The organism is Pseudoxanthomonas japonensis (assembly GCF_043632995.1).
GTDB lineage: Bacteria > Pseudomonadota > Gammaproteobacteria > Xanthomonadales > Xanthomonadaceae > Pseudoxanthomonas_A > Pseudoxanthomonas_A japonensis.
In genome coordinates this window covers 172690-193298 of record NZ_CP171632.1, presented here as the reverse complement: position 1 = coordinate 193298, position 20609 = coordinate 172690, and the positions used below count along the sequence as shown (strand labels likewise).

The following is a 20609-nucleotide window of genomic DNA, read 5'->3' as shown; positions in this document are numbered from 1 at the left end:
TCGCGCTCACCCGCGCCCATCCCGCGGCAGCATGGTCCATTCGAACGTGTAGTCCCATTGGTCGAAGTAGAGGTTGCCGCCCTTCCATTCCACTTCGCCGCGCTGCAGGTCCACGGTTTCGGACCGCACGTGCTGCTTGGCGGGGATGAACTCGCGCGAGTAGTCGTCGTTGAACGCCACGCGATAGGCATCCAGTCCGCCAAGATAGAACCAGCGCAGCGCCGGGTCGTCCGAGTCCAACTGGCCGGTGGTCACATCCATCGGCACCCAGCCGTACGGCGCCAGGTACAGCGCGCCCCAGTCGTGCATGGTGTCGTGGCCTTCGACGTCTTCCGAATAGGCCCAGCCCGACTGCCAGCGCGCGGGGATGCCGTTCATCCGCAGCAGCGTGATCAGCAGCAGCGTCTGCTGTCCGCAATCGGCATGGCCGGCGCGGAACGCGTGGTCGCTGATGTTGCTGATCGTGGAGTACTCGCGCGCACCGGCCCACGGAATGCGGTCCACCGCGGCGAACAGCTTCTGGGCGACGCGGTAGGGATTCTTTTCTCCGCCCACCACCTGCTCGCTGAAACGGCGGAGGTCGTCGTTGAAGACGACATGCGGCGCGCGCTCGGCGAGGAACGGAGCGAGTTCGGGCGTGGCGATCGCCAGCACCACGCGCTCGGGATCGATTGCCACGCGGCGTGCGTGCACGGTGACTTCGTACGTTACCGAGAAGGTCGTCGGCACTCCGGCGACCGCCGGTTGCTCGAGATACGCGGTGCGCTGCAACGCGCGTTCCGGCGCTACCTGCGGACGCGCTGGCTGGCTGGTCACCAGCGCGATGGCCTCCTGCTGGCCCGCGATGGCGCGCGGATACGGCAGCCAGGCGCGCACGGTTTCCCCCGCCGGCACGGCGTCGGGCTTCACGCTGAGGGTATGGGTGATGCGCACGCGGCGCGGCAGCACGCTGGTTGCGCCGGTGGCTTTGGCGACCTGCACCACGTCGCGATGATGGCGGTGCAGCGCCTCGTAGGGGCCCTGTGCGAAGGGCCGCACCGGCGGCGCACGGCGCGCGGCGGCCTCCGGACTCAGCCGGAACAGGTTCGACACCGACCGGTTGAAGTAGCGCGGCTCACCATCGATATCCAGTCGCTCGATCAGCCCGGCACTGTCCCAGCGCTGGAACTCGTCCTCGCCCAGATCCGGCACGTGCGTGCGGATGCGTTCGCGCACGGCGGTGGCGTCGAGGGTGAAGTCGAGGCGCATGCGTCGCATGCGCTCGCGCTGGAACAGCAGTGCGTCGCGGCCCGCCGTGTCCGCGTCGCGGCTTGCGAGTGCCTGTGCAATGGCGATTTCCGCGTCGCGGAACCGTCCCTGGTCGATATCCGCGACGATGACGGCCAGCGGATCGCCCGCCGTGGCCAGGCCCGGCAGCGGGAGTACCATCGGCCACCCGCACAGCGACAGCCACGCAGCCACCCGGCGCCGGGTGCGCCTGCCGCGTTCTGTGGTCATGTGCTGGCTCCCGCTCGCATCCACGTCGTACATCCCCACGCCGACTGGTCACGGCTGTGTAACATGAACGGAAGGGTCAATAATTTATTCTTGATTTTTATAGCGGAAGAAATAAATATTCTTGTGGAAACGGTCCCCGGCATGGCGTCATGGTGGCCGGAGGGATGGGTCTGACGGAGGGGAGTGGATGAATGCATCGATGCCGTACCGGCCCTTGGGCCGGCCAGCCAGGGCTGGGTTCGCTGGACCGGACGGGCCCCTGAAAGCCCTCGCCCTGCTCGGCCTGTTGGCCGCGTGCCTGCCCGCCCTGGCGCGCGACCCGCTGCCCGTTCCCGCCCATGCCGTCATCGGCGTGCAGGACCGGCACCTCCAGGCGGACGACTGGATCCGCCGCCTCGCCCAGCCGGACCGGCTGCTGCTGGACGGCGCCGGTGTGGCAGCACAGAACGACCGCATGCGGAAGGACGACCGGCATGTCCATGTACTGCACGACCTGCCCGCCGCCCTCACCCGCGCGCAGGTCCGCGGCTGGCTGGATCCGCTGTCCGCTCCGCCGACCCGCACCCTCTACGACGATCAGGGCGGGGAAGTCACGAAGCCGCAGCTGGCGGCCATCGCCGCCAATGCCGCCGTCGACGCGGTCGCCGCGAACACCGCCGCACGCTACGGCCTGGTCGTGCACCGCGCCGACCTGCGCACCTTCCCGACCCGCCAGCGCGTCTTCAGCAGCCGGGGGGACACCGACATCGACCGCTTCCAGGAGAGCGCGCTGTTCCCGGGCACGCCGGTGGTGATCGCGCACACCAGCGCCGACGGCGACTGGTACTTCGTGGTGAGCCCGCGGTACGCCGCGTGGATCGAGAAGCGGTTCGTCGGCGAAGGCCCCCGCGAGACGGTGTTCGGCTACGGCACGGGCGCGTCCGCCCTGGTGGTGACCGGCGCCACCGCGCGCACGGTCTACAACCCGGAGGAGCCCGGCCTGTCCGCGCTGCAGCTGGACATGGGTGTCCGTGTCCCGGTGCTGGCCGACTGGCCCGCGAACAAGCCGGTGAACGGGCAGCATCCGTATACCTCGCACGTCATCCAGTTGCCGGTACGTCGTGACGACGGAACGCTCGCGCTGCTGCCGGCACTGCTGCCGCGGACCGCCGACGTCGCACCGGACTACCTGCCTTACACCTCCGCCAACCTGCTCCGCCAGAGCTTCAAGTTCCTCGGCGAGCGCTACGGCTGGGGCCACAGCTACGACAGCCGCGATTGCAGCGGCTTCGTGTCGGAGGTCTACCAGAGCATGGGCATCGTGCTGCCGCGCAATACCAGCGCGCAGGCCGTCAGCCCGGCGCTGGAGCGCATCGGCTTCGACGCCGGCGACAGCCACGAAAAACGCCTGGCCGTGTTGCGTACGCTGCAGGTCGGCGACCTGGTCTACATCCCAGGCCACGTCATGATGGTGATCGGCCACGACAACGGCACCACCTACACCATCCACGACACCACCGGCATCACCTACCGCGGGGCCGACGGCAACGTCGTCCGCACCACCCTCAACTCGGTCGCCGTCACGCCGCTGGAACCCTTGCTGTTCAACAGCGACCAGCCCACCGTCGACCGCATCACCGCCATCCAGCGCGTCCGTCCCCAAGGGGCTCCATGAAGATCACCGACATCACCTTCGGCATGCTGCGCGTGCCGCTGAAGACACCGTTCAAGACCGCGCTGCGCACCGTCGACACGGTGGAAGACATCGTGGTGATCGTGAAGACCGATACCGGCCACGTCGGTTACGGCGAAGCGCCGGCCACGGCGGTGATCACCGGCGACACGCACGGCTCGATCATCGAGGCCATCGGCAAGTTCATCCGGCCGCGGCTGATCGGCCAGGACGTCGCCAACCTCAACCACATCACCGATCTCATCCAGACGACACTCGAGCGCAACACCAGCGCCAAAGCGGCGGTCGAGATCGCGGTGTACGACCTGTGGGCGCAGCTATACGACGCACCGCTGTACAAGATGCTCGGCGGCGGCGACCCCGTCATCACCACCGACATCACCATCAGCGTGGACTACATCGACAAGATGGTCGCGGATTCGATCAGCGCGGTGGAGCGCGGCTTCGAATCGTTGAAGATCAAGGTCGGCAAGGACATCGGCCTGGACATCGAGCGCGTCAAGGCGATCTATTCCGCCGTCGAAGGCCGTGCACTGCTGCGTCTGGACGCCAACCAGGGCTGGACCGCCAAGCAGGCGGTGTTCGCCATGCAGCACCTTGAAGACGCCGGCGTGGTGCTGGAATTGCTCGAGCAGCCGGTCAAGGCGCGCGACCTGGACGGCCTGAAGTACGTCACCGACCGCGTGCATACGCCGGTGATGGCGGACGAGAGTGTGTTCGGCCCCACCGAAGTCATCGACCTGATCAAGATGCGCGCGGCCGACATCATCAACATCAAGCTGATGAAGACCGGCGGTATTTCCAACGCCATCCGCATCGCCGATATCGCCTCGCTGTACGGCGTCGAGTGCATGATTGGCTGCATGATCGAGACCAGCATCAGCGTGGCGGCCGCCGTGCACGTGGCCGCGGCGAAGGCCAACGTCATCACCAAGGTGGACCTGGATGGCCCGTCGCTGGGCCAGTTCAACCCGGTCGAAGGCGGGGTGATCTTCAACGAGTCGGAAATCACCATTACCGAGGCGCCCGGCCTGGGTATCCGCGAGATCCGCGGCCTGGAGATGCTGCCGGGCTGAGCCCGGTGGCGATGGCCCGTTGTCAGCACCGTCCTCCGCCATCACACTCGCGCCATGACAACGTCCCTGGTGAAGATCCGCTCCGAACGCGACCAGATGTCGGCCATCGAGCGCCGCATCGCCGACTTCATCCTCGACAACGCGCACCTGTTGCGCGACTACTCCTCGCAGCAGCTGGCCAGCGCGCTGGGCATCAGCCAGTCGAGCGTGGTGAAGTTCGCGCAGAAGTTCGGCTTCAAGGGCTACCCGGACCTCAAGTACACCATCGGCGAAGCCATCGCCCGCAACGGCAACGGCCAGGCGTTGCCGCCGGACGCCGCGCAGGACGATGCCGTGGATGCCTATGGGCAGCTGCAGGACAGCCTTCGCCGCAGCAAGATGGCGGCCGAGGAGGAAACCCGCAGCCTCAACCCGCGCACGAACATCGAGCCGATCGTGGAACTGATCGACCACGCCGGCAAGGTGTTCGTCTGTGGGCTGGGCGACGATGGCCTGTTCGCGCGCGAGTTCGCCATGCGGCTGTCGCTGCTGGGCCTGCTGACGGTGCACCACGCCGACCCCATCCTGATGATGGCCAACCTGTCGGCGGCGCGCCCGGGCGATGTGCTGCTGATGTTCTCCGAGTTCGGCAAGCTGCCCGAGTTGTCGCAGGTCAGCCGCCAGTTCCAGGCCTGCGAGGGCAAGGTCATTTCGATCACGCGCCACACTGCCAACCCGCTGCGCGCGCATGCGGACGCGGCGCTGGTGATCTCGGCGCACGATCCGGCGCCGCATGTGGAGCAACTGCTGTACCGCTCGTCGTTGCAGTCGCTGCTGGATTTCGTCTTCGTGCTGCTGTGCCAGTCCAATCCGGACCGCAACCGCCAGCTCGCCATCAATCTCGAACGCATCCATCACCTGCTGGAGTCGTGATGTCCCTACCGTCGTTGCCGTACCTCTCCCGGTCACTCGCCTTGGCCGCTGTCCTGCTCACCGGCACCGCCCATGCGATGGCAGCCGACGCGTCGGCACCTGCCTCATCGTCCTGGCGCGATGCGCGCCAACTGGTGCTGGTGGTAACCGATGGCTGGGATGCGACGACCGGCACGCTGCAACGCTTCGAGGTTCGCGACGGACGCTGGCAGGCGGTCGCCGCAGCGGCCCCGATCGCCGTCGGACGGAACGGCGCGGCGTGGGGCCTGGGCCTGCATCCCGCGCAGGCGCAGGGACCGCAGAAGCAGGAAGGGGACGGCCGCGCGCCGGCGGGGGTGTTCACGCTGGGCGAGGCGTTCGGCTATGCAGCCAAGGCCGACACCGCCATGCCCTATCGCGCCATGCAGGCCACCAGCTACTGCATCGATGTTCCGGATTCGCCGCTGTACAACCGCATCATCGATACGCGCACGGAAGGCGAGGCTGCTGCGAAAGGTTCGACCGAGCCTATGCGACTGGACCTGCACAACCAGGGTGACATCCGTTACCGCGAAGGTCTGGTGATCGGCCACAACCCGAAGGCCACACCACGCGCCGGCAGCTGCATCTTCGCGCACCTGTGGCGCACGCCGGGCGAACCTACCGCCGGGTGCACGGCGATGGCATCCGAGACGATGGACAGCGTCCTGGCCTGGCTGCGTCCCGATGCGCGCCCGGTCTTCGTGCTGCTGCCCCGCGCCGAGTACGCCCGCCTCGTCCATGACTGGCAGTTGCCGGAGGCGGCGCGATGAGGTGGCCGGGCGCCACCGCGCGCGTTCTCCTCGGGCTTGGGGCCGGCGCGATCGTCGGCTTGTCGCTGGCGCACTGGTCGCCGACCAGCGCCGCCACGGCGGTGGCCATCGCGCAACCGCTCGGCAAGCTGTGGCTCAGCGGCTTGCAGATGACGGTGGTCCCGCTGGTGCTGTCGCTGGTGATCCTCGGTGTCGCCACCGCCAGCGATGCCGCCGCGTCCGGCCGTGTCGCGCGGCGGGCGATGGTGGTGTTCATCTCCCTGCTGTCGCTGTTCGCCGCCTACGCCGCCATCGTCGCACCGCTGGTGCTCGCGATGGTGCCGCCCAGCGAAGCCCTGACCGCCACGCTGCACGGCACGCTGCCGCCCGCCGGAGCGACCGGCGCGCCGGCGCTCGCCGACTGGATCGGTTCCATCGTGCCCAGCAACGCCATCATGGCCGCAGCACAAGGCGCGATGCTGCCGGTGGTCGTGTTCGCGCTTTTCTTCGGGTTCGCCCTCACCCGCGTGCAGGAGGACCGCCGCGCGCAGGTCATCGGCTTCTGCCACGGCATTGCGGACACCATGATCGTGATCGTGCGCTGGATGTTGCTGGCCGCGCCGATCGGCGTGTTCGCGCTGGTGCTCGCCGTCTGCGCGCAGGCCGGCATCGGCGTGATCGGCGCGTTGGCAGGCTACATCGCGCTCCAATGCGGCATGTATCTGGGCGCGACCCTGATCTGTTACGCGCTGGTGGCCGTATTCGCGCGCCAATCGCCGCTCGCCTTCGCCAAGGCGATCCTGCCTGCCCAGGTCGTGGCCGCCAGCACACAGTCTTCACTGGCGTCGCTACCGGCGATGGTGGAGAGCGCCCGCTTCCGTCTGGGCCATCCGCGTGCCGTCGCCGCCCTGGTGCTGCCGATGGCCGTCACGCTGTTCCGCATCACCAGCCCGATCCAGTACATCGTCGCGGCATGCTTCGTCGCCTGGGCCTACGGCATCGAGGTCAACGCCGTGACGCTCGCCGCTGGCGCTGCGCTCGCCGTGGTGATCAGTCTCGGCTCCATCGGCCTGCCGGGGCAGGTGAGCTTCATGGCGACGGTCATGCCGGTGACGCAATCGATGGGCCTGCCGATCGAACCACTGGGTCTTCTGCTTGCGGTGGACACCATCCCCGACGTATTCGCCACCACCGGCAACGTCACCGGCGACCTGACCGCCACCAGCATCGTCGCGCGCCAGTCGCCCGACGCCAGGGATGGCGATGATGGCTGAGCGCGCAGCGACTCGACGACTGCTCCCAGGCAGCGTGCTGCACCCGTTCAACGGCCTTGAACGCACCGACCCAGCCAGCGCCATCAGATCCAGAGAGGGGAGCGTTGTACCCCATCACTGCATCAGACGGTGGGCGTGACACGACTACCCGTCTGGATGCAGCGGTCCTTCAGAAGGGAGTGAATCGCGGCCCTGCGCGACGCGCGATGGATGCCGGATGGCGTGAGAGCTGGTAGTCACTGACAAGCCGTCGCAGTGGATCGGCCACGTCGGCATGCGCGTGCAATGACGCGATCACCTCGTCCCACAGCCCGCTTTGCGCCCAGCGCGTGAACCTGACATAGACGCTGTGCCAAGGTCCCCATGCCTTCGGAAGGCGTCCCCAGGGCTGTCGCGTCATGGCGATCCACAGCACCGCCTCAAGGAATGCGCGTGTCCTGACGCCATTGCACGCGCGCGCGCGGACGAGGGGTGGCAACGTCGCCACGACAGCGCTCCAGCGCGCCTCGTCCAACTGCAGTGTGGCGACCGAATCGTCCATCCCGACATCCCCGGCGATCGTCCCCCGGCTCCCATCCCACTCTTCCCTCATCGCTTGCCTCCTGGCGCTCCGAAAAAAGAACTGCGCGTTTCACTGCGCTGCGAAATCCTTCCGCTCGTCTTCTCTTTTCGCGCTGAACCCTTGGAAGCGGACATGCCGCAACACGCCCACAGGCGTCATCGCACGCAAGTCGCAAAGTTCCCGCACCAGCCGTCAAATTTATGTACTGGTCAGTTTGATATTCAGGAGGTGTTGTGAGCTGACGCGGATACTGCGTCCACCGTCACTCGTCGAAGCGACGGACACACAACAAAAAGAGAGAAACACGCCCCATGAAGAAGTCCTTGCTTGCCCTCACCCTGCTGGCTGCCGCTCCCTTCGCTGCTTCCGCTGCGGAAGGCGTTTCCTACAACTATGTCGAAGGTGGCTACACCGCGACGAACATCGATGGCCCCGATGCCGATGGCTGGGCGCTGAAGGGATCGGTCGCGCTTCACCCGAACTTCCATGTCTTCGCCGACTACAGCACGCAGGAAATCGACAACGTCAACGTCGATTTCGACCAGTGGCGCGTCGGCCTGGGTTACAACCATGAGCTGTCGCAGCGCGTCGACCTGTTGACCCGTGTGGCCTACGAGAAGGCGCGCACCGACGGTTTCAACATCGGCAGCACCCGCATCCCCAGCATCAGCGCCGACGGCTACAGCGTCGAAGTGGGCGTCAACAGCGCGCTGACCAACCGTCTCAACGGCTACGCGCTGGCCGGCTACGAGGATGGTGGCAGCGACTACGACGGTGATTTCTACGGCCGCCTCGGCGCGCAGGTGAAGTTCACCCCGAACTGGAGCGCCTCGGCCGACGTGAAGTTTGCCGACGGCGACACCCAGTGGTTCGTCGGCCCGCGTTTCAGCTGGTAATCCACAACCGCGTTCCCGCGACGCGTCCCCCTCTCTCCCCGCGTCGCACCCCAAAGCCCGGCCTCCACGGCCGGGCTTTTCTTTGTGCAGGATCAGGTCCCCGAAAAAAGCCCGGCGTCGCCGGGCTTGTCTCATCGCACGCCGAAGCGGCTTACTTGAACAGCGTCTCCGGATACTCCGGCTTCTGTTCGCGCGCGAGCAACTGCTGAAGTCCATCGCGCGGAGTCAGGTCGCCGTGCAGCACGGCACGCACCGCGCTGGAGATCGGCAGGTCGATGCCGTGGCGATCCGCCTGGCGCATGACTTCGTCGGCGGTCTGCACCGACTCCACCACTTGGCCGATCTCGCGCACGGCGTCCTGCAGCGACTGGCCGCGACCGAGCGCGAGGCCCAGGCGACGGTTGCGCGACAGGTCGCCCGTGCAGGTCAGGACCAGGTCGCCGAGGCCGGCCAGGCCCATCAGCGTTTCCGGCTTGGCGCCGATGGCGGCGGACAGGCGCAGCATCTCGTTGAGGCCGCGCGTGATCAGGCCGGCGCGGGCGTTGAGGCCGAGCTGCATGCCATCGGATACGCCGGTCGCCACGGCGAGCACATTCTTCATCGCACCGCCGAGTTCGGCACCTACCATGTCGTCGCCAGTGTAGGCGCGGAAGGCCGGGCCGTGCATCACGTCGGCCACCGCCTGCGCGAAGTCCGCATCGGCGCCGTGCACGGTGACCGCGGTGGGGAGGCCCAGCGCGACTTCCTTGGCGAACGAGGGACCGGTGACAACGGCGATCGGCAAGTCGGGACCGAGGACCTCTTCGGCGACTTCATGCAGGAAGCGGCCAGACCCCGTCTCGAATCCCTTGGTCGCCCACGCCACGCCCGCCTTGGCCGGACGCAGCGGCGCCAGCTTGCGGAGGGTCTCGGTGAACGCGTGCGACGGTACGACCACCAGCACCTGGTCCGCATCGACGAGCGACGTGGCCAGGTCGGTGGTGGCACGCAAGGTGTCCGGCAACGGGATGCCGGGCAGGTAGCGGGTGTTCTCGTGCTGGCCGTCGATGGCGGCCGCGACCACCGGGTCGCGACCCCACAGCGTCACTTGGTGCCCGTGCCGCGCCATCAGCGCAGCCAGGGCGGTACCCCACGATCCTGCGCCGAGCACCGCGATCTTCAGCACGTCGGCGGATTTCAGGTCAGACATCCGTCACCCCTGTGTGCGGCATCGCCGCGCTGACGGGACCGTGCACGGGCGATCAGGCGTTGCCGGCCGGTTCCGAGTTGGCCAGGCTGGCGTCGCCGCCCTGCGCGGCGCGCTGGCGCAGCGATTCGGCGTACAGCGCCTCGAAGTTGATCGGCTGCAGGAAGAACGGCGGGAAGCCGCCGGCCTGCACCAGATCGCTGACGAGCTGGCGCACGTACGGGAACAGGATGTTCGGGCACTGGGTGCCGAGCAGCACGTCGACGGCCTGCGGCTCGAGGCCGATCAGGCCGAAGATGCCGGCCTGCTGCACTTCCGCCACATAGGCGGTCTTGTCGCCGGCCTTGCAGGTCAGGGTCACGCCGAGCACGACTTCGAAGGCGTTCTCGCCCAGGCGCTGGACGCGCTGGTTGAGGTTGAGCTGCAGCTCCGGCTGCACGTTCTCGGCGAACACGGCCGGTGCGCCGGGGGCTTCGAAGGAAACGTCCTTGACGTAGATCTTCTCGACAGTGAAAGCGGGGCCAGCGGCTTCGGCGGTGGGCGCGACCGCGCCGTTGGTGATCTCGTCGGACATTTCTTTGACTCCGGAATCTGGATTGCAGCGGTGAATGGAAACTATCTCATGGCGACACGCGCGGCCCGCTTCAAGGGCGGGTCCGCGGCCACCGGGGAATCAGCGGCCCTTGACCAGCGGCAGATCGGCCTGCTGCCAGGCGGCGATGCCACCCTCGAGCGAGTAGACCTTCTCGAAACCGGCCTTCTTCAGCCGCTTGGCGGCGCCACCGGACGCCTGTCCGGTGCGGCAGACCAGCACCACGGGCTGGGACTTGGCCCCGGCCAGCAGCTTGTTCTCGGGGTCGAAGTTGCTCGGCAGCACGTTGCGGCTGCCTGCGATGTGACCCTTCTCGAAGTCGTTGCTCGCCGACAGGTCCACCACCAGGGCGTTTTCGCTGTTGACCAGTTGGGTCAGCTCGGCCGGACGCAGGGTCTTGTAACCGCGGAACAGGCGCGAAATCTCGGTATAGACGATGGCGACCGTCAGGCCTACGAGGGCCAGCGACAGCATCTGGTTGAACGGAGAACGGGTGGCGAAAGCCAGGATTTCTTCGAAATTCACGGGGTTGGCGATCTTCGAGCGGGCGGCGATTGTCGCACATGAGGCCGCCCGGGCGCCTGACGGCTATTCCCCGTTCCAGAGGTCCGGCAGGCCCACGACCAGCCACCAGCGCTTGGCCTCGGGGTCCCAGCGCCAGCGCTCGCGGTAGCGCATCGTGCGCTCGGCCATGGTGTGCTTGTTGATGACGCGCAGCTCGATGGCCCGCTCGACCGTCCCGTCCGGACCGCCGCTGGACGACAGGTCGCGGTAGCCGGAGATCTGCACCTGCTGGTAGCGCTCGAACTCCAGTTCGGTCATCGGATGCTCCGCCTTGTACGCGGGATCGACGAGCTGCCAGGCGGTTTCGAAATCGCCCCAGCGGATCGCCGCGGCATAGGCATCCTGCATGGGCTGCAGCTTGCCGCGCTGCATGCGGCTCTGCGCAGCGGCCGTGGCGAGCATGAGCAGCAGGCCCGTCGCCAACAGCAATTTCCCGATCATCCGCATGGCATCCCCCCGGTCATGGCCCGCATGCTACCGCTTCGCGATGGCGACGAAGCGCCCGCTCAGCGTGGTGGCCATGCCGCCTTCAGGCAGTCGCACGCAGGCATCCACCTGGATCCGCGCCCGGCCCCGTTGCACGAGCGTATCGATGAAGGTGTCCGGCGACTGGCCGTCGGCGAAGCTCGCGTCGGCGATCAGGTCGCCGTACAGGGGCGCGAGATAGCGGATCTGGCTGTCGGCGACGTAGACCTCCGCCTTGAGGCCCGCCAACCGCAGCTTCAGCGTCACCAGGCCCCAGCCGGCCACGGTCATCAGCGAGGTCAGGCTGCCACCGAAGGCATTGCCCTTGTCGTTGACGTTGGCCGACAGCGGCGCGGTCAGCCGCAGGGCATCGCCATGGAGACCCTCCACGTCCACGCGCATCGCCGCCACCGGCGGCATGCCGCGGCAGTAGTCACGCAGTTCCTGCAGGGCTTCTTCCGGGCTCATCACTCATAATCCGCGCATGGGACATCCAACGCCGCCGGCATGGTACGTCATCTCGCTGCGGCCCCAGGGTGGCCACGATGCGCTGCGACGTGCCGCCCGCCGCCAGGGCGCGGGACTGCTGGCGCTGTCGCCGTGGCGCATCGCCCGATGCGACGACGACGCCACGCGCGAATCCCTGCGCGCCGCGCTCGCCTGCCCCGTCGTCGTGTTCACCAGTCCGGCCGCCGTCGCCGCCGCACACGCACTGCACCCGCTCCGCTCCGGCCCCGGACAGGCATGGCTGGCGGTGGGCAGCGGCACCGCGGCGGCCCTGCGCCGCGCCGGCATCGGCCGCGTTGCGTTCCCGGACCGGATGGACAGCGAGGGCCTGCTGGCGCTGCCCGGGCTGACGGAGCTCCGCGGCACCCCGCTCGGCTTCGTCACCGCACCGGACGGGCGCAACCTGCTGGTCCCCACGCTGGAGGCGCGCGGCGCCGAGGTGCGACGTGCCGACGTGTACCGGCGGGAGTCCGTACCGTTGGGCGCACGTGCACTGGCGGCATTCGACCGCCTGAGTGCGCCCGCCTGCCTGCTGCTCAGCAGCGGTGCCGCCCTGCAGCAGGTGCTGGCGCAGCTGCCCGATAGCCTCACCGGACGCTTCACGGCGCTACCTGCCGTGGCCGCCAGCGAACGACTGGCGGACGCCGCGCGGGACGCCGGCTTCGCTCGCGTCGTCCTCGCCGACGGGCCGCGCCCCGGGCAGCTGGTGAAGGCGGCGTGCACCTTCCGTCATGGCAGCATCCGGTAGCATCTGCGGCACCCGTCACGTTTTCCCTGCCGCCAAGGACGCCTGTGATCGACGACCTGCCCTCCGATACGCCCCGCTCCGGCGCCCGTACACGGCTGATCGTGGCGGTGCTGGTGCTGCTCGCCCTCGCCCTGGGTGCCTGGCGTGGCTGGGCATGGTGGCAGGCCCAGCGTGCGCAGGAACAGACCGCACAGTCGGCGGCGGAACAGCGCCTCGACGCGCTGGAATCGCGCACCGACGCGCTGCGTCGCGACCAGCGCGCGCAGGCGCAGCGGCTGCTCGATGCCGCCGCCACCAACCGCGTGCTGCGCGACGAAGTCCTCGGCCTCGGCCAGCGTGGCGCGTTGCTCGAGGAAAGCGTCGCCAAGCTCACCGATCCCACCCGCCATGGCGCGCAGGCGCTGCGGCTGGACGAAGTGGAACTGCTGCTCTCGCAGGCCGCGCAACGCCTGGACATCGCGCATGACCTCGCGGGCGCACGCCGCGCGTACGCGTTGGCCGCCGGCGCACTCGACGGCATTGACGACCATCGCCTGCTCAACCTGAAACAGGCATTGGCGCAGGAGCGCAGCGCGCTGGATGCGCTCGGCGACGGCCCGCGGGCGGACGGGCTGAAGCGGCTGGACGCCATCGCGGCCGCACTGCCCCGCCTGCCGCGTGACCGGACGACGACCGCAGCCACGCCCTCGCGACCCGCCTGGCAACGCTGGTTGTCGCCGCTGGTCGATGTCCGTCCGACCCGCGATACCACCCTGATCGCACCGGAAGAACGCGCCGCGGCCGATGCGGCGCTGCAGGTCGAGGTCAGCCTGGCGCGTGCCGCGCTGGAACGCAGCGACGATGCCGCCTGGCACGCCGCCTTGCAGCGCATCGACGCATGGCTGCCCAGGGTGTGGCCCGATTCACCGGAGCGACGCGGAGTTCACGCGCAATTGCGCACCTTGCAGACGACGTCGGCGCCGCCGCAGCCCACCGAACTGGGCAGCACGCTCCAGCAACTTCGCATGTTGCGCAACGCGGGCCTGCGCCTGCAGCCGACGCCACCCGTGGCAACACCGGAGGTCTCGCCATGAAGCCGTTCCGCACCGTCGTGGTGTTGCTGTTGCTGCTGCTCGCCGGCGTGCTGGCCGCACAATGGATGGCGGGTACCGACCGCGACCTGGGCGAGGTCTTCATCCGTTTCGGCGGCTACGACGTGCACACCAACGTACCGCGTGCACTGCTTTCGCTGTTGCTGATCGGTGCCGTGGCCTGGTTGTTGTGGCGCCTGCTGACGCTGCCGTTCCGCGCGTGGGGCCGGCATCGCCGCAAGCAGGCGCGCGCGCGCCTCATCGACGGCCTGGAAGCCCTGCACGCGGGCCACTGGCAGAAGGCGGAGAAACTGCTGGAGCGCGCCGCCGCCGACGACGAAGTCGGCACCATCGCGTGCACCGCTGCCGTGCGCGCGGCACGGGCGCGCGGCGACGAGTCCGCCATCCAGCACCACCTCGCCGCGTTGCGCGCGCGTTCCGCACAGGCGCATGCGATCACCGCCGCGCAGATCGCGCTCGATGCCGGCCGCCCGCAGGAGGCGCTGGTCTTGCTGGATGCCACCGAGGTACAGCCACTGCCGCCACGTGGCCTGTCGCTGCGTGCCGAGGCCCTCGCCGGCGCTGCACGGGCAGGCGAGGCGTACGGTCTGCTGGGTGCGCTCAAGCAGCAACAGGCATTGGCGCCTCCCGTCTTCGATGCGCTGGAACTCCGCCTGGCCGCGCAGTCGTTGCATGAAGCCGCCGACCCCAACGTGCTGGCGGAGCGCTGGGAAACGTTGACCAAACCCCTGCGCCTGCAGCCGCCGGTCGTGGCCGCCTATGCCGAGCGCGCCGCCGCGCTGCGCTGGGAAGACGCGGCCACGCGCAGCATCGAACAGGCGCTGGAAGCGCGTTGGGACGAGGGCCTGGTGGCGCTGTACGGCCGCCTGCCCGTGGGCAAGCTGGACTCGCGCCGCGCCAGCGCGCAGCACTGGCTGCACTCGCATCCGGCGAGTCCAGCGTTGCTGGTGACGCTGGGACGGCTCGCGCGCCAGCAGGGCCAGTGGACGGCGGCGCAGGAGTTTCTGCATCGCGCCATCGCACAGGGTGCAGGCGCCGAAGCCTGGGAAGAACTGGCGACCGGCTTCAATGAAGCCGGCGACACTTCATCGGCGCAGCAGTGCCATGCCAATGCAGTGAAGGTCGCACGCGGCGACGTGCCGGCGAAGCTGCCGGTGCGCGACATGCGGCAGGAAATCCATGACGCCGCCGTCGTCGAGGAACGCGACGCGCACGGCCTGCCGCGCCTCAAGGATTGACGTCAGCCGGCGGTCGGCTTTTTGCGCCAGCGCCGCCATCCGATCGCGCCAGCCAGCAGGACCAGCCACGCCGGCCACAGCGCGGCCAGACCGACGATCGTCTGCAGGCAGACGCGCCAGCCCACCGCCAGCGCATCGCCCAGCTGGCTGAGGAAGCCAGGACCGTTGGCGCGGAACACGGCATCCACATCGACGCGCTCGCGGCTTCGTACCTGCACGTCCTGGCGCAGCGACAGCGTGATGGTGCTGAAGGCCACGCGATCCTCGAATTCCTTCTGCGCGATCAGCGCCTCGTCACGGCTGCTGCGGGCTTCGCCGCGCGCCTGGATGGCATCGGCCTTGTCGCCCAGCTTGCCCCCCGCCTGCACGGCGTCGCCGAGTTCCTGCTGCTGGTCCTGCGCGCGTTGCCGCGCCAGCTGCTGCCGCAGCAGGTCGAACTGCGCGTCGCGCGCGCTGAAGTTGCGGCGGTCCAGGAATTCCATCTGCGAGGCGATGGCGCGCAGGAAGCCCTGCGTGCGCTCGCTCGGCACGCGCACCGTCAGTTCGCCCTGCAGCCGGTATTCGGCCAGTTCCCGCCGCATGCCGTTGCCGATCGGCCGGCTCTCCACGCGCTGCACCTGCGCCTGGATGTCGTTGTCGACGACGAACCCCCCCTGCTTCGCCACCTCGTCCTCGATCGCCAAGGCAGTGCGGTACACATCCTTGACCTGGAACTCGGCGGCGGCGGTGCGGATGAAGCGGCGCTGCGGGTCGGTCTGGGCCAGCACGTCGGAGGCCAACTGCGACGCCGCAACGCCGGGCGCCTGCGGCGCAGGCGCTTCGAGATTCTTCTGCGGGGCGGCCGCCGCAGCAGCATCGGCCGCCATTTCCTCCATCGCCGGCGCAGAGGCTGCCGCCATATCGGCATCGGCGGGCGCCACTTCGTGCTTGCTGCACGAGAGCGCCAGCAGTGAGAGCATCAAGACGGGGGCAACGCGATACATCCTTGGCATGCGCATGGAGACTCCGAACGGGACGTGATGGCCGACAGGCCGGCCAGACGTCCAACGCCTGCGGCGGCCCATCGGGGTTGGCCGGCATCATTCCATGGCCGCGGCAGGCCGCGATAGGCAGTGGCAGCCGGCCGCCTGCGTGTGACAATCCCGTCGCCTGCCTTCGGTGACCGACGATGACCCGACTCCTGCGCGCCTCGCTGCTCCTCGTCCTGCTGGCCGGCACCGCCGTACACGCCAAGACGCCGGTGGCGAGGGGAACCGGAGGCGCCGCTGCGACGATCAGCGAGCAGGCGACGCAATCCGCGATGACGATCCTGGACCAGGGCGGCAATGCCGTGGATGCCACGGTGGCGGCCGCGGCCACGCTCGGCGTGACCGACCCTTTCAGCTGCGGTATCGGCGGCGGCGGCTTCATGGTGGTCTATCTGGCGAAGGAGCAGCGCGTGATCACGATCGATCATCGCGAGATGGCGCCGGCCGCCACCACGCCGACCCTCTTCATCGAAGACGGCAAGGAGATGGAATTCGACACGGCCGTCGCCAGCGGGCTTTCCGTCGGCGTGCCCGGCACGGTGCGCGGCTGGGACGAAGCGCTGCGGCGCTACGGCACGATGTCGCTGGGACAGGTGCTGGCGCCGGCGATCAAGGTCGCGGACGAAGGTTTTACGGTCGATGCCAACTTCTCGCACCTGGTGGAACGGAACGAACGCAAGTTCACCCGCTTCCCGGCGACAGCGTCGCTGTATCTGCGGAACGGCAAGGCGATCCCCGCCGGCACCCGGCTGCGCAATCCCGATCTCGCACGCACGTATCGCCTGCTGGCACGCGACGGAGCGGATGCGTTCTACGAAGGGCCGCTCGCGCGCGCCATCATCGACACGGTCAACCAGCCACCGACCGCGGCCGGTGTGTCGGTGCGCGGCAGCCGCATGACGCTGGCGGACCTGGCCAACTACGAGGCGCGCCTGCGCCTGCCGGTGCATTCGACTTACCGTGGTTATGACCTGTATGGCATGCCGTTGCCTAGCAGCGGTGGCGTTGCCGTGTTCGAAGCCTTGAACCTCCTGGAGGGCTACGACCTGGCGTCGCTGCCGCGCGCGCAGGTCGAACATCTCTATCTTGAAGCCAGCCGGCTCGCGTTCGCCGACCGCGACGCCTACCTGGCAGACCCCGAGTTCGTCGATGCGCCGGTCGCGGGCCTCCTGAGCAAGGACTACGCCGCACAGCGCCGTTCGCTGATCGACACGTCGCGCGCCGCATCAGGCCCCGTGACCGCGGGCGATCCCTATCCGTTCCAGCAGGATCCCAGCCAGCCACTGCGGCCGTCGCCGCGCGCGCTGCAGGCGGAAAGCGCGCACACCACGCACCTCACCGTGTCCGACAAGCATGGCAACGTGGTCGCCTACACCTTCACCATCGAGGACTGGGGTGGCAGCGGCATGGTGGTGCCGGGTTACGGCTTCCTGCTCAACAACGAGCTGACCGACTTCGATTTCACTCCGCCGCACCCGAATATTCCCGAACCCGGCAAGCGCCCGCGCAGCAGCATGGCGCCGACGATCGCACTGAAGGATGGCAAGCCTGCATTCTCGATCGGCAGTCCGGGTGGCTCCACCATCATCACCACCGTACTGCAGACCATCGTCAACTACATCGATCTCGGCATGCCGATGGACCAGGCCATCGATGCGCCGCGGCTGTCGCAGCGCAATGGCGAAGTGACCGATATCGAACCCGGATTCGCCGACAGCGCACAGGCGAAAGCCCTGGCGCATCTCGGGCAGCGTTGGTCGGATCAAGCGGAAGAGATCGGTGCCGCGAACGCGCTGGTGTTCAATGCGGATGGCACGGTGACCGCGGTGAGCGAGGGCCACCGGCATGGTGTGGGGAGTGCGCAGGTGCAGGACCAAAGCGAGCGTTGACGCGAGGCTATCTCCACGAAAACGACCAGCGGCACGCCAGTGCGTTGGCCGCGCGAACACTCAGCTCTGGAAAAGTAGCGCGCAGTCTTGCCTCGTAGTGTGCTTGCTCGGCGGCTAGATCGCTGCTTATCCACGCCGCTGGGGGGTGATCAAGTGAAGAGAGATACTTTTCGATGGTAGTTGCCAGTGCCTCTCCACGAGGGCCGTAGGTTGCAATCAGGCGTGTCTCGCCAGAGCCGATGGGGTTGTATCCGCCGCTCGGCCCGGCTCCCAAGTACGTGCAAATGACGTCATTGAGATCAGCTTCCATTACCGTCTACCGCTCGATGATCGCCACCACGCCCATGCCGCCGGCGGTGCAGATGGACACCAGCGCGCGACCGCCGCCGCGCTGCTTCAGTTCCTTAGCCACGGTGGCGACGATGCGCGCACCGGTGGCGGCGAACGGATGGCCGGTCGCCAGCGAGGAGCCGTTGGGATTCATCTTTGCCGGATCGATCCTGCCGAGCGGCGCATCCAGGCCCAGGCGATTGCGGCAGTAGTCTTCGCTCTCCCACGCGCGCAGCGTGCACAGCACCTGCGCGGCGAAGGCTTCGTGGATCTCGTAGATGTCGAAATCCTGCAGCGTCAGGCCATGGCGCTTGAGCATTTCCGGCACAGCCACGGTCGGCGCCATCAGCAGGCCTTCGCCATGCACGAAATCGACGGCGGAGACCTGCGCATCCTTCAGGTAGGCCAGCGGCTCGTGGCCGTGCGCCTTCGCCCATTCGTCGCTGGCCAGCAGCACCGCGGCGGCGCCGTCGGTCAGCGGGGTGGAATTGGCGGCAGTCAGCGTGCCGCGGCCGGAGGTCTTGTCGAAGGCCGGCTTCAGCGTCGCCAGCTTCTCCAGCGAGGTGTCCGGGCGCAGGATGTTGTCGCGTTCCAGCCCACGGAACGGGGCGATCAGGTCGTCGAAGAAACCGCGCTCGTAGGCGGCGGCCAGCTTCTTGTGCGACGCCACCGCCAGCTCGTCCTGCGAGTCGCGCGAGATGCTCCACTCCTTCGCCATGTCCTCGCAGTGCTCGCCCATGCTCTTGCCAGTGCGCGGCTCGGCCACACCGGGGAACTCGGGCTTCAGTTCGCCGAACCTGAAGCCACTGACCAGCGCCTTCAGCTTGTCCTGTGTGGTCTTGGCGCGGTTGGCGGCCAGCAGGCGCGCGCGCAGCTTCTTGCCGTAGACGATCGGCACTTCGGACGTCGTGTCGGAACCACCGCCGATGCCGGACTCGATCTGGCCCAGCGCGATCTTGTTGCCGATGTGGATGATGGTGTCGAGGCTGGTGCCGCAGGCGCGCTGCAGCGTGATGCCCGGCGTCAGCGGCGACAGGCCGGACGACAGCGCGGCTTCGCGACCCAGGTTCCAGTCGGACGAGTGCTTGATCACCGCGCCCATCGCCACTTCGCCCAGCTGCTGGCCGTGCAGGCCGAAGCGCTCGACCAGCGCGCCCAGCGTGCGCACCGACATGCCCAGGTTCCCCACATCCGCGTAGGCCGTGTTCTGGCGGCAGAACGGAATGCGGACGCCGCCGAGGATGGCGACGGGACGGGGAGCGGGCATGGGGACCTCGGTGCGGATGGCGATGGTGGGGTGGGTGAAGATGCGCCTGCGTACGGCAGGCATAATGGGGGAGTGTAATGCGCCCCTCCACCGCCTCCAACCGCTGACATGACTCGATCCCCAACCGGCCCCGTCGTCATGGGCGTGATGGCCCTGGAACTGGCCGCCGGCCACGCGCCCCAGCGCGCGGCGCTGTCCGCGACCGAAGCGAGCGCTCTGGCGGAGAAGCTGGGGCGCGACCTCGCCACGCATGCGCCGCAGGTCCGTGACCTGGATCTCGTCCTGGCCGCGGCGCATTTCGACCCGGCAGAAGCGCTCCGGCCCGGCTGGTCGCTGCATCAGCGGCTGCGCGAGCTGCACCAGCGCGCGCCGGGACGTGGCGAAGGCGCACGCCTGATCGCGTTCGGCGCCGACGACACCGGTGACATCCCGATGCCGTTGCAAGCGGACGACGGCCTGCGGGGCGGCCTGCTGCGGGTGGTGCCGTTCCTGCTCAGCGGCGATGACCACACGGTTGAAGCGGTCGGCGAACGGCTGGAGAGCGTGCTGCTGGAAACCGGCATGGCCCAGGCCGATACCGCATTGCTGGCGCAGACCGCGTTCGGCGCGCAGATCGAACACGCGCGCTACATGACCCTGCACGATCTCGCGGCGATGACGGCGATGCAGTACGACCACGGCGGCCTCGGCCCGTTGTGGCCGGTCATCGAGACGGCGCTGATGGCGCCGGCCGAGGAATACTGGCTGGATGCACCGCCGGAGCCGCTGCTGCGCTACGCCGGCGGCGAGGTGCACATCGCCCTGTTCGAACCGGCCGCCTGGCGCGCGCGCTACGCCTCGCAGGACGCGACCGACGAGCGCCTGGAGCGCGCCTACCAGCATTTCCAGGCCCGCCAGCAGCAGATCGCCGCCGTGCTGGAAGCGCATGGTGTTCCGGTGACGTTCGCGCATTGCCCTTCGGCGGCCGATCCCCGCACCGAACTGGCGCGGTAAGCCGGCCGCCCTGCCCGGGCGCGGCAGGTGGAACCCCCACCGTGCCGCGCCC

At 68.5% G+C, this 20609-nt stretch carries 20 protein-coding genes; 11 read left to right on the top strand and 9 right to left on the bottom strand.

What is annotated here, in order from left to right; all coding sequences use genetic code 11:
- Positions 1-6: 6 nt before the first annotated feature.
- A complete protein-coding gene (locus tag ACGHX3_RS00830) occupies positions 7-1497 on the bottom strand; it encodes a transglutaminase-like domain-containing protein (protein ID WP_394696052.1) in 1491 nt (496 codons plus the stop codon).
- A gap of 187 nt (positions 1498-1684) precedes the next feature.
- Between ACGHX3_RS00830 and ACGHX3_RS00825 the strand changes: the two genes are divergently transcribed.
- From ACGHX3_RS00825 to ACGHX3_RS00805, 5 genes are read left to right on the top strand one after another with little or no spacing between them, the layout of a single operon-like run.
- Positions 1685-3151 carry an SH3 domain-containing protein gene (locus ACGHX3_RS00825; RefSeq protein ID WP_394696051.1) on the top strand — a complete coding sequence of 489 codons (1467 nt, stop codon included), beginning with the start codon at positions 1685-1687 and terminating at the stop codon, positions 3149-3151.
- Positions 3148-4245, top strand: a complete 1098-nt coding sequence (locus ACGHX3_RS00820) for a dipeptide epimerase (RefSeq protein ID WP_394696050.1) — start codon at positions 3148-3150, stop codon at positions 4243-4245. The genes ACGHX3_RS00825 and ACGHX3_RS00820 overlap by 4 nt, the downstream gene beginning before the upstream one ends.
- A 54-nt stretch (positions 4246-4299) precedes the next feature.
- On the top strand, positions 4300-5157 hold the full coding sequence (locus ACGHX3_RS00815) for a MurR/RpiR family transcriptional regulator (protein ID WP_213601927.1): 858 nt from the start codon (positions 4300-4302) through the stop codon (positions 5155-5157).
- Complete coding sequence (locus ACGHX3_RS00810) at positions 5157-5948, top strand: L,D-transpeptidase (RefSeq protein ID WP_394696049.1); 792 nt, start codon at positions 5157-5159, stop codon at positions 5946-5948. Before ACGHX3_RS00815 ends, ACGHX3_RS00810 begins: the two co-directional genes overlap by 1 nt.
- Entirely contained in the window at positions 5945-7201 is a 1257-nt protein-coding gene (locus ACGHX3_RS00805) for a dicarboxylate/amino acid:cation symporter (protein ID WP_394696048.1), read from the top strand. The genes ACGHX3_RS00810 and ACGHX3_RS00805 overlap by 4 nt, the downstream gene beginning before the upstream one ends.
- Positions 7202-7370: 169 nt before the next feature.
- Here ACGHX3_RS00805 and ACGHX3_RS00800 read toward each other — a convergent pair whose 3' ends face one another.
- A complete protein-coding gene (locus ACGHX3_RS00800; RefSeq protein ID WP_213601932.1) occupies positions 7371-7742 on the bottom strand; it encodes a transposase in 372 nt (123 codons plus the stop codon).
- Positions 7743-8074: 332 nt separating this feature from the next.
- On the opposite strand from ACGHX3_RS00800, the gene ACGHX3_RS00795 reads away from it, so the two are divergent.
- Complete coding sequence (locus tag ACGHX3_RS00795) at positions 8075-8659, top strand: Ax21 family protein (protein ID WP_394696047.1); 585 nt, start codon at positions 8075-8077, stop codon at positions 8657-8659.
- A 151-nt stretch (positions 8660-8810) separates the two neighbouring features.
- Here the strand turns inward: ACGHX3_RS00795 and ACGHX3_RS00790 are convergent, their stop codons facing one another.
- From ACGHX3_RS00790 to ACGHX3_RS00770, 5 genes are all read right to left on the bottom strand, one after another.
- Positions 8811-9848, bottom strand: coding sequence for an NAD(P)H-dependent glycerol-3-phosphate dehydrogenase (locus ACGHX3_RS00790; protein WP_394696046.1), 1038 nt, complete (start codon positions 9846-9848; stop codon positions 8811-8813).
- Between the two features lie 52 nt (positions 9849-9900).
- Complete coding sequence (secB, locus tag ACGHX3_RS00785) at positions 9901-10419, bottom strand: protein-export chaperone SecB (RefSeq protein WP_213601938.1); 519 nt, start codon at positions 10417-10419, stop codon at positions 9901-9903.
- Between the two features lie 99 nt (positions 10420-10518).
- Positions 10519-10962 (bottom strand): rhodanese-like domain-containing protein, encoded by a 444-nt coding sequence (locus ACGHX3_RS00780; RefSeq protein WP_162336028.1) that lies wholly within the window; start codon positions 10960-10962, stop codon positions 10519-10521.
- A gap of 63 nt (positions 10963-11025) precedes the next feature.
- Positions 11026-11448 (bottom strand): hypothetical protein, encoded by a 423-nt coding sequence (locus tag ACGHX3_RS00775; RefSeq protein WP_162336029.1) that lies wholly within the window; start codon positions 11446-11448, stop codon positions 11026-11028.
- A 27-nt stretch (positions 11449-11475) separates the two neighbouring features.
- A complete protein-coding gene (locus ACGHX3_RS00770) occupies positions 11476-11934 on the bottom strand; it encodes a YiiD C-terminal domain-containing protein (protein ID WP_394696045.1) in 459 nt (152 codons plus the stop codon).
- A 16-nt stretch (positions 11935-11950) separates the two neighbouring features.
- On the opposite strand from ACGHX3_RS00770, the gene ACGHX3_RS00765 reads away from it, so the two are divergent.
- Genes ACGHX3_RS00765 through ACGHX3_RS00755 form a run of 3 tightly spaced genes read left to right on the top strand, consistent with a single transcriptional unit; the run spans position 11951 to position 15050 of the window.
- Positions 11951-12721, top strand: coding sequence for a uroporphyrinogen-III synthase (locus tag ACGHX3_RS00765; RefSeq protein ID WP_394696044.1), 771 nt, complete (start codon positions 11951-11953; stop codon positions 12719-12721).
- A gap of 47 nt (positions 12722-12768) precedes the next feature.
- Positions 12769-13794 carry a uroporphyrinogen-III C-methyltransferase gene (locus tag ACGHX3_RS00760; RefSeq protein ID WP_394697208.1) on the top strand — a complete coding sequence of 342 codons (1026 nt, stop codon included), beginning with the start codon at positions 12769-12771 and terminating at the stop codon, positions 13792-13794.
- Complete coding sequence (locus ACGHX3_RS00755) at positions 13791-15050, top strand: heme biosynthesis HemY N-terminal domain-containing protein (RefSeq protein ID WP_394696043.1); 1260 nt, start codon at positions 13791-13793, stop codon at positions 15048-15050. Before ACGHX3_RS00760 ends, ACGHX3_RS00755 begins: the two co-directional genes overlap by 4 nt.
- Before the next feature lie 2 nt (positions 15051-15052).
- Here ACGHX3_RS00755 and ACGHX3_RS00750 read toward each other — a convergent pair whose 3' ends face one another.
- Positions 15053-16048: a DUF4349 domain-containing protein gene (locus ACGHX3_RS00750; RefSeq protein ID WP_394696042.1), complete on the bottom strand. Its 996-nt coding sequence runs from the start codon at positions 16046-16048 to the stop codon at positions 15053-15055.
- Positions 16049-16218: 170 nt separating this feature from the next.
- On the opposite strand from ACGHX3_RS00750, the gene ggt reads away from it, so the two are divergent.
- Positions 16219-17967: a gamma-glutamyltransferase gene (gene ggt / locus ACGHX3_RS00745; protein WP_394696041.1), complete on the top strand. Its 1749-nt coding sequence runs from the start codon at positions 16219-16221 to the stop codon at positions 17965-17967.
- Between the two features lie 316 nt (positions 17968-18283).
- On the opposite strand, the gene ACGHX3_RS00740 is transcribed toward ggt, so the two are convergent.
- The gene (locus tag ACGHX3_RS00740; RefSeq protein WP_394696040.1) at positions 18284-19564 is read right to left on the bottom strand and encodes an acetyl-CoA C-acetyltransferase; all 1281 of its coding nucleotides are present in this window, start codon (positions 19562-19564) and stop codon (positions 18284-18286) included.
- 108 nt (positions 19565-19672) lie between these two features.
- Between ACGHX3_RS00740 and ACGHX3_RS00735 the strand changes: the two genes are divergently transcribed.
- Positions 19673-20557 carry a hypothetical protein gene (locus ACGHX3_RS00735; RefSeq protein WP_394696039.1) on the top strand — a complete coding sequence of 295 codons (885 nt, stop codon included), beginning with the start codon at positions 19673-19675 and terminating at the stop codon, positions 20555-20557.
- The last annotated feature ends 52 nt before the right edge of the window (positions 20558-20609 follow it).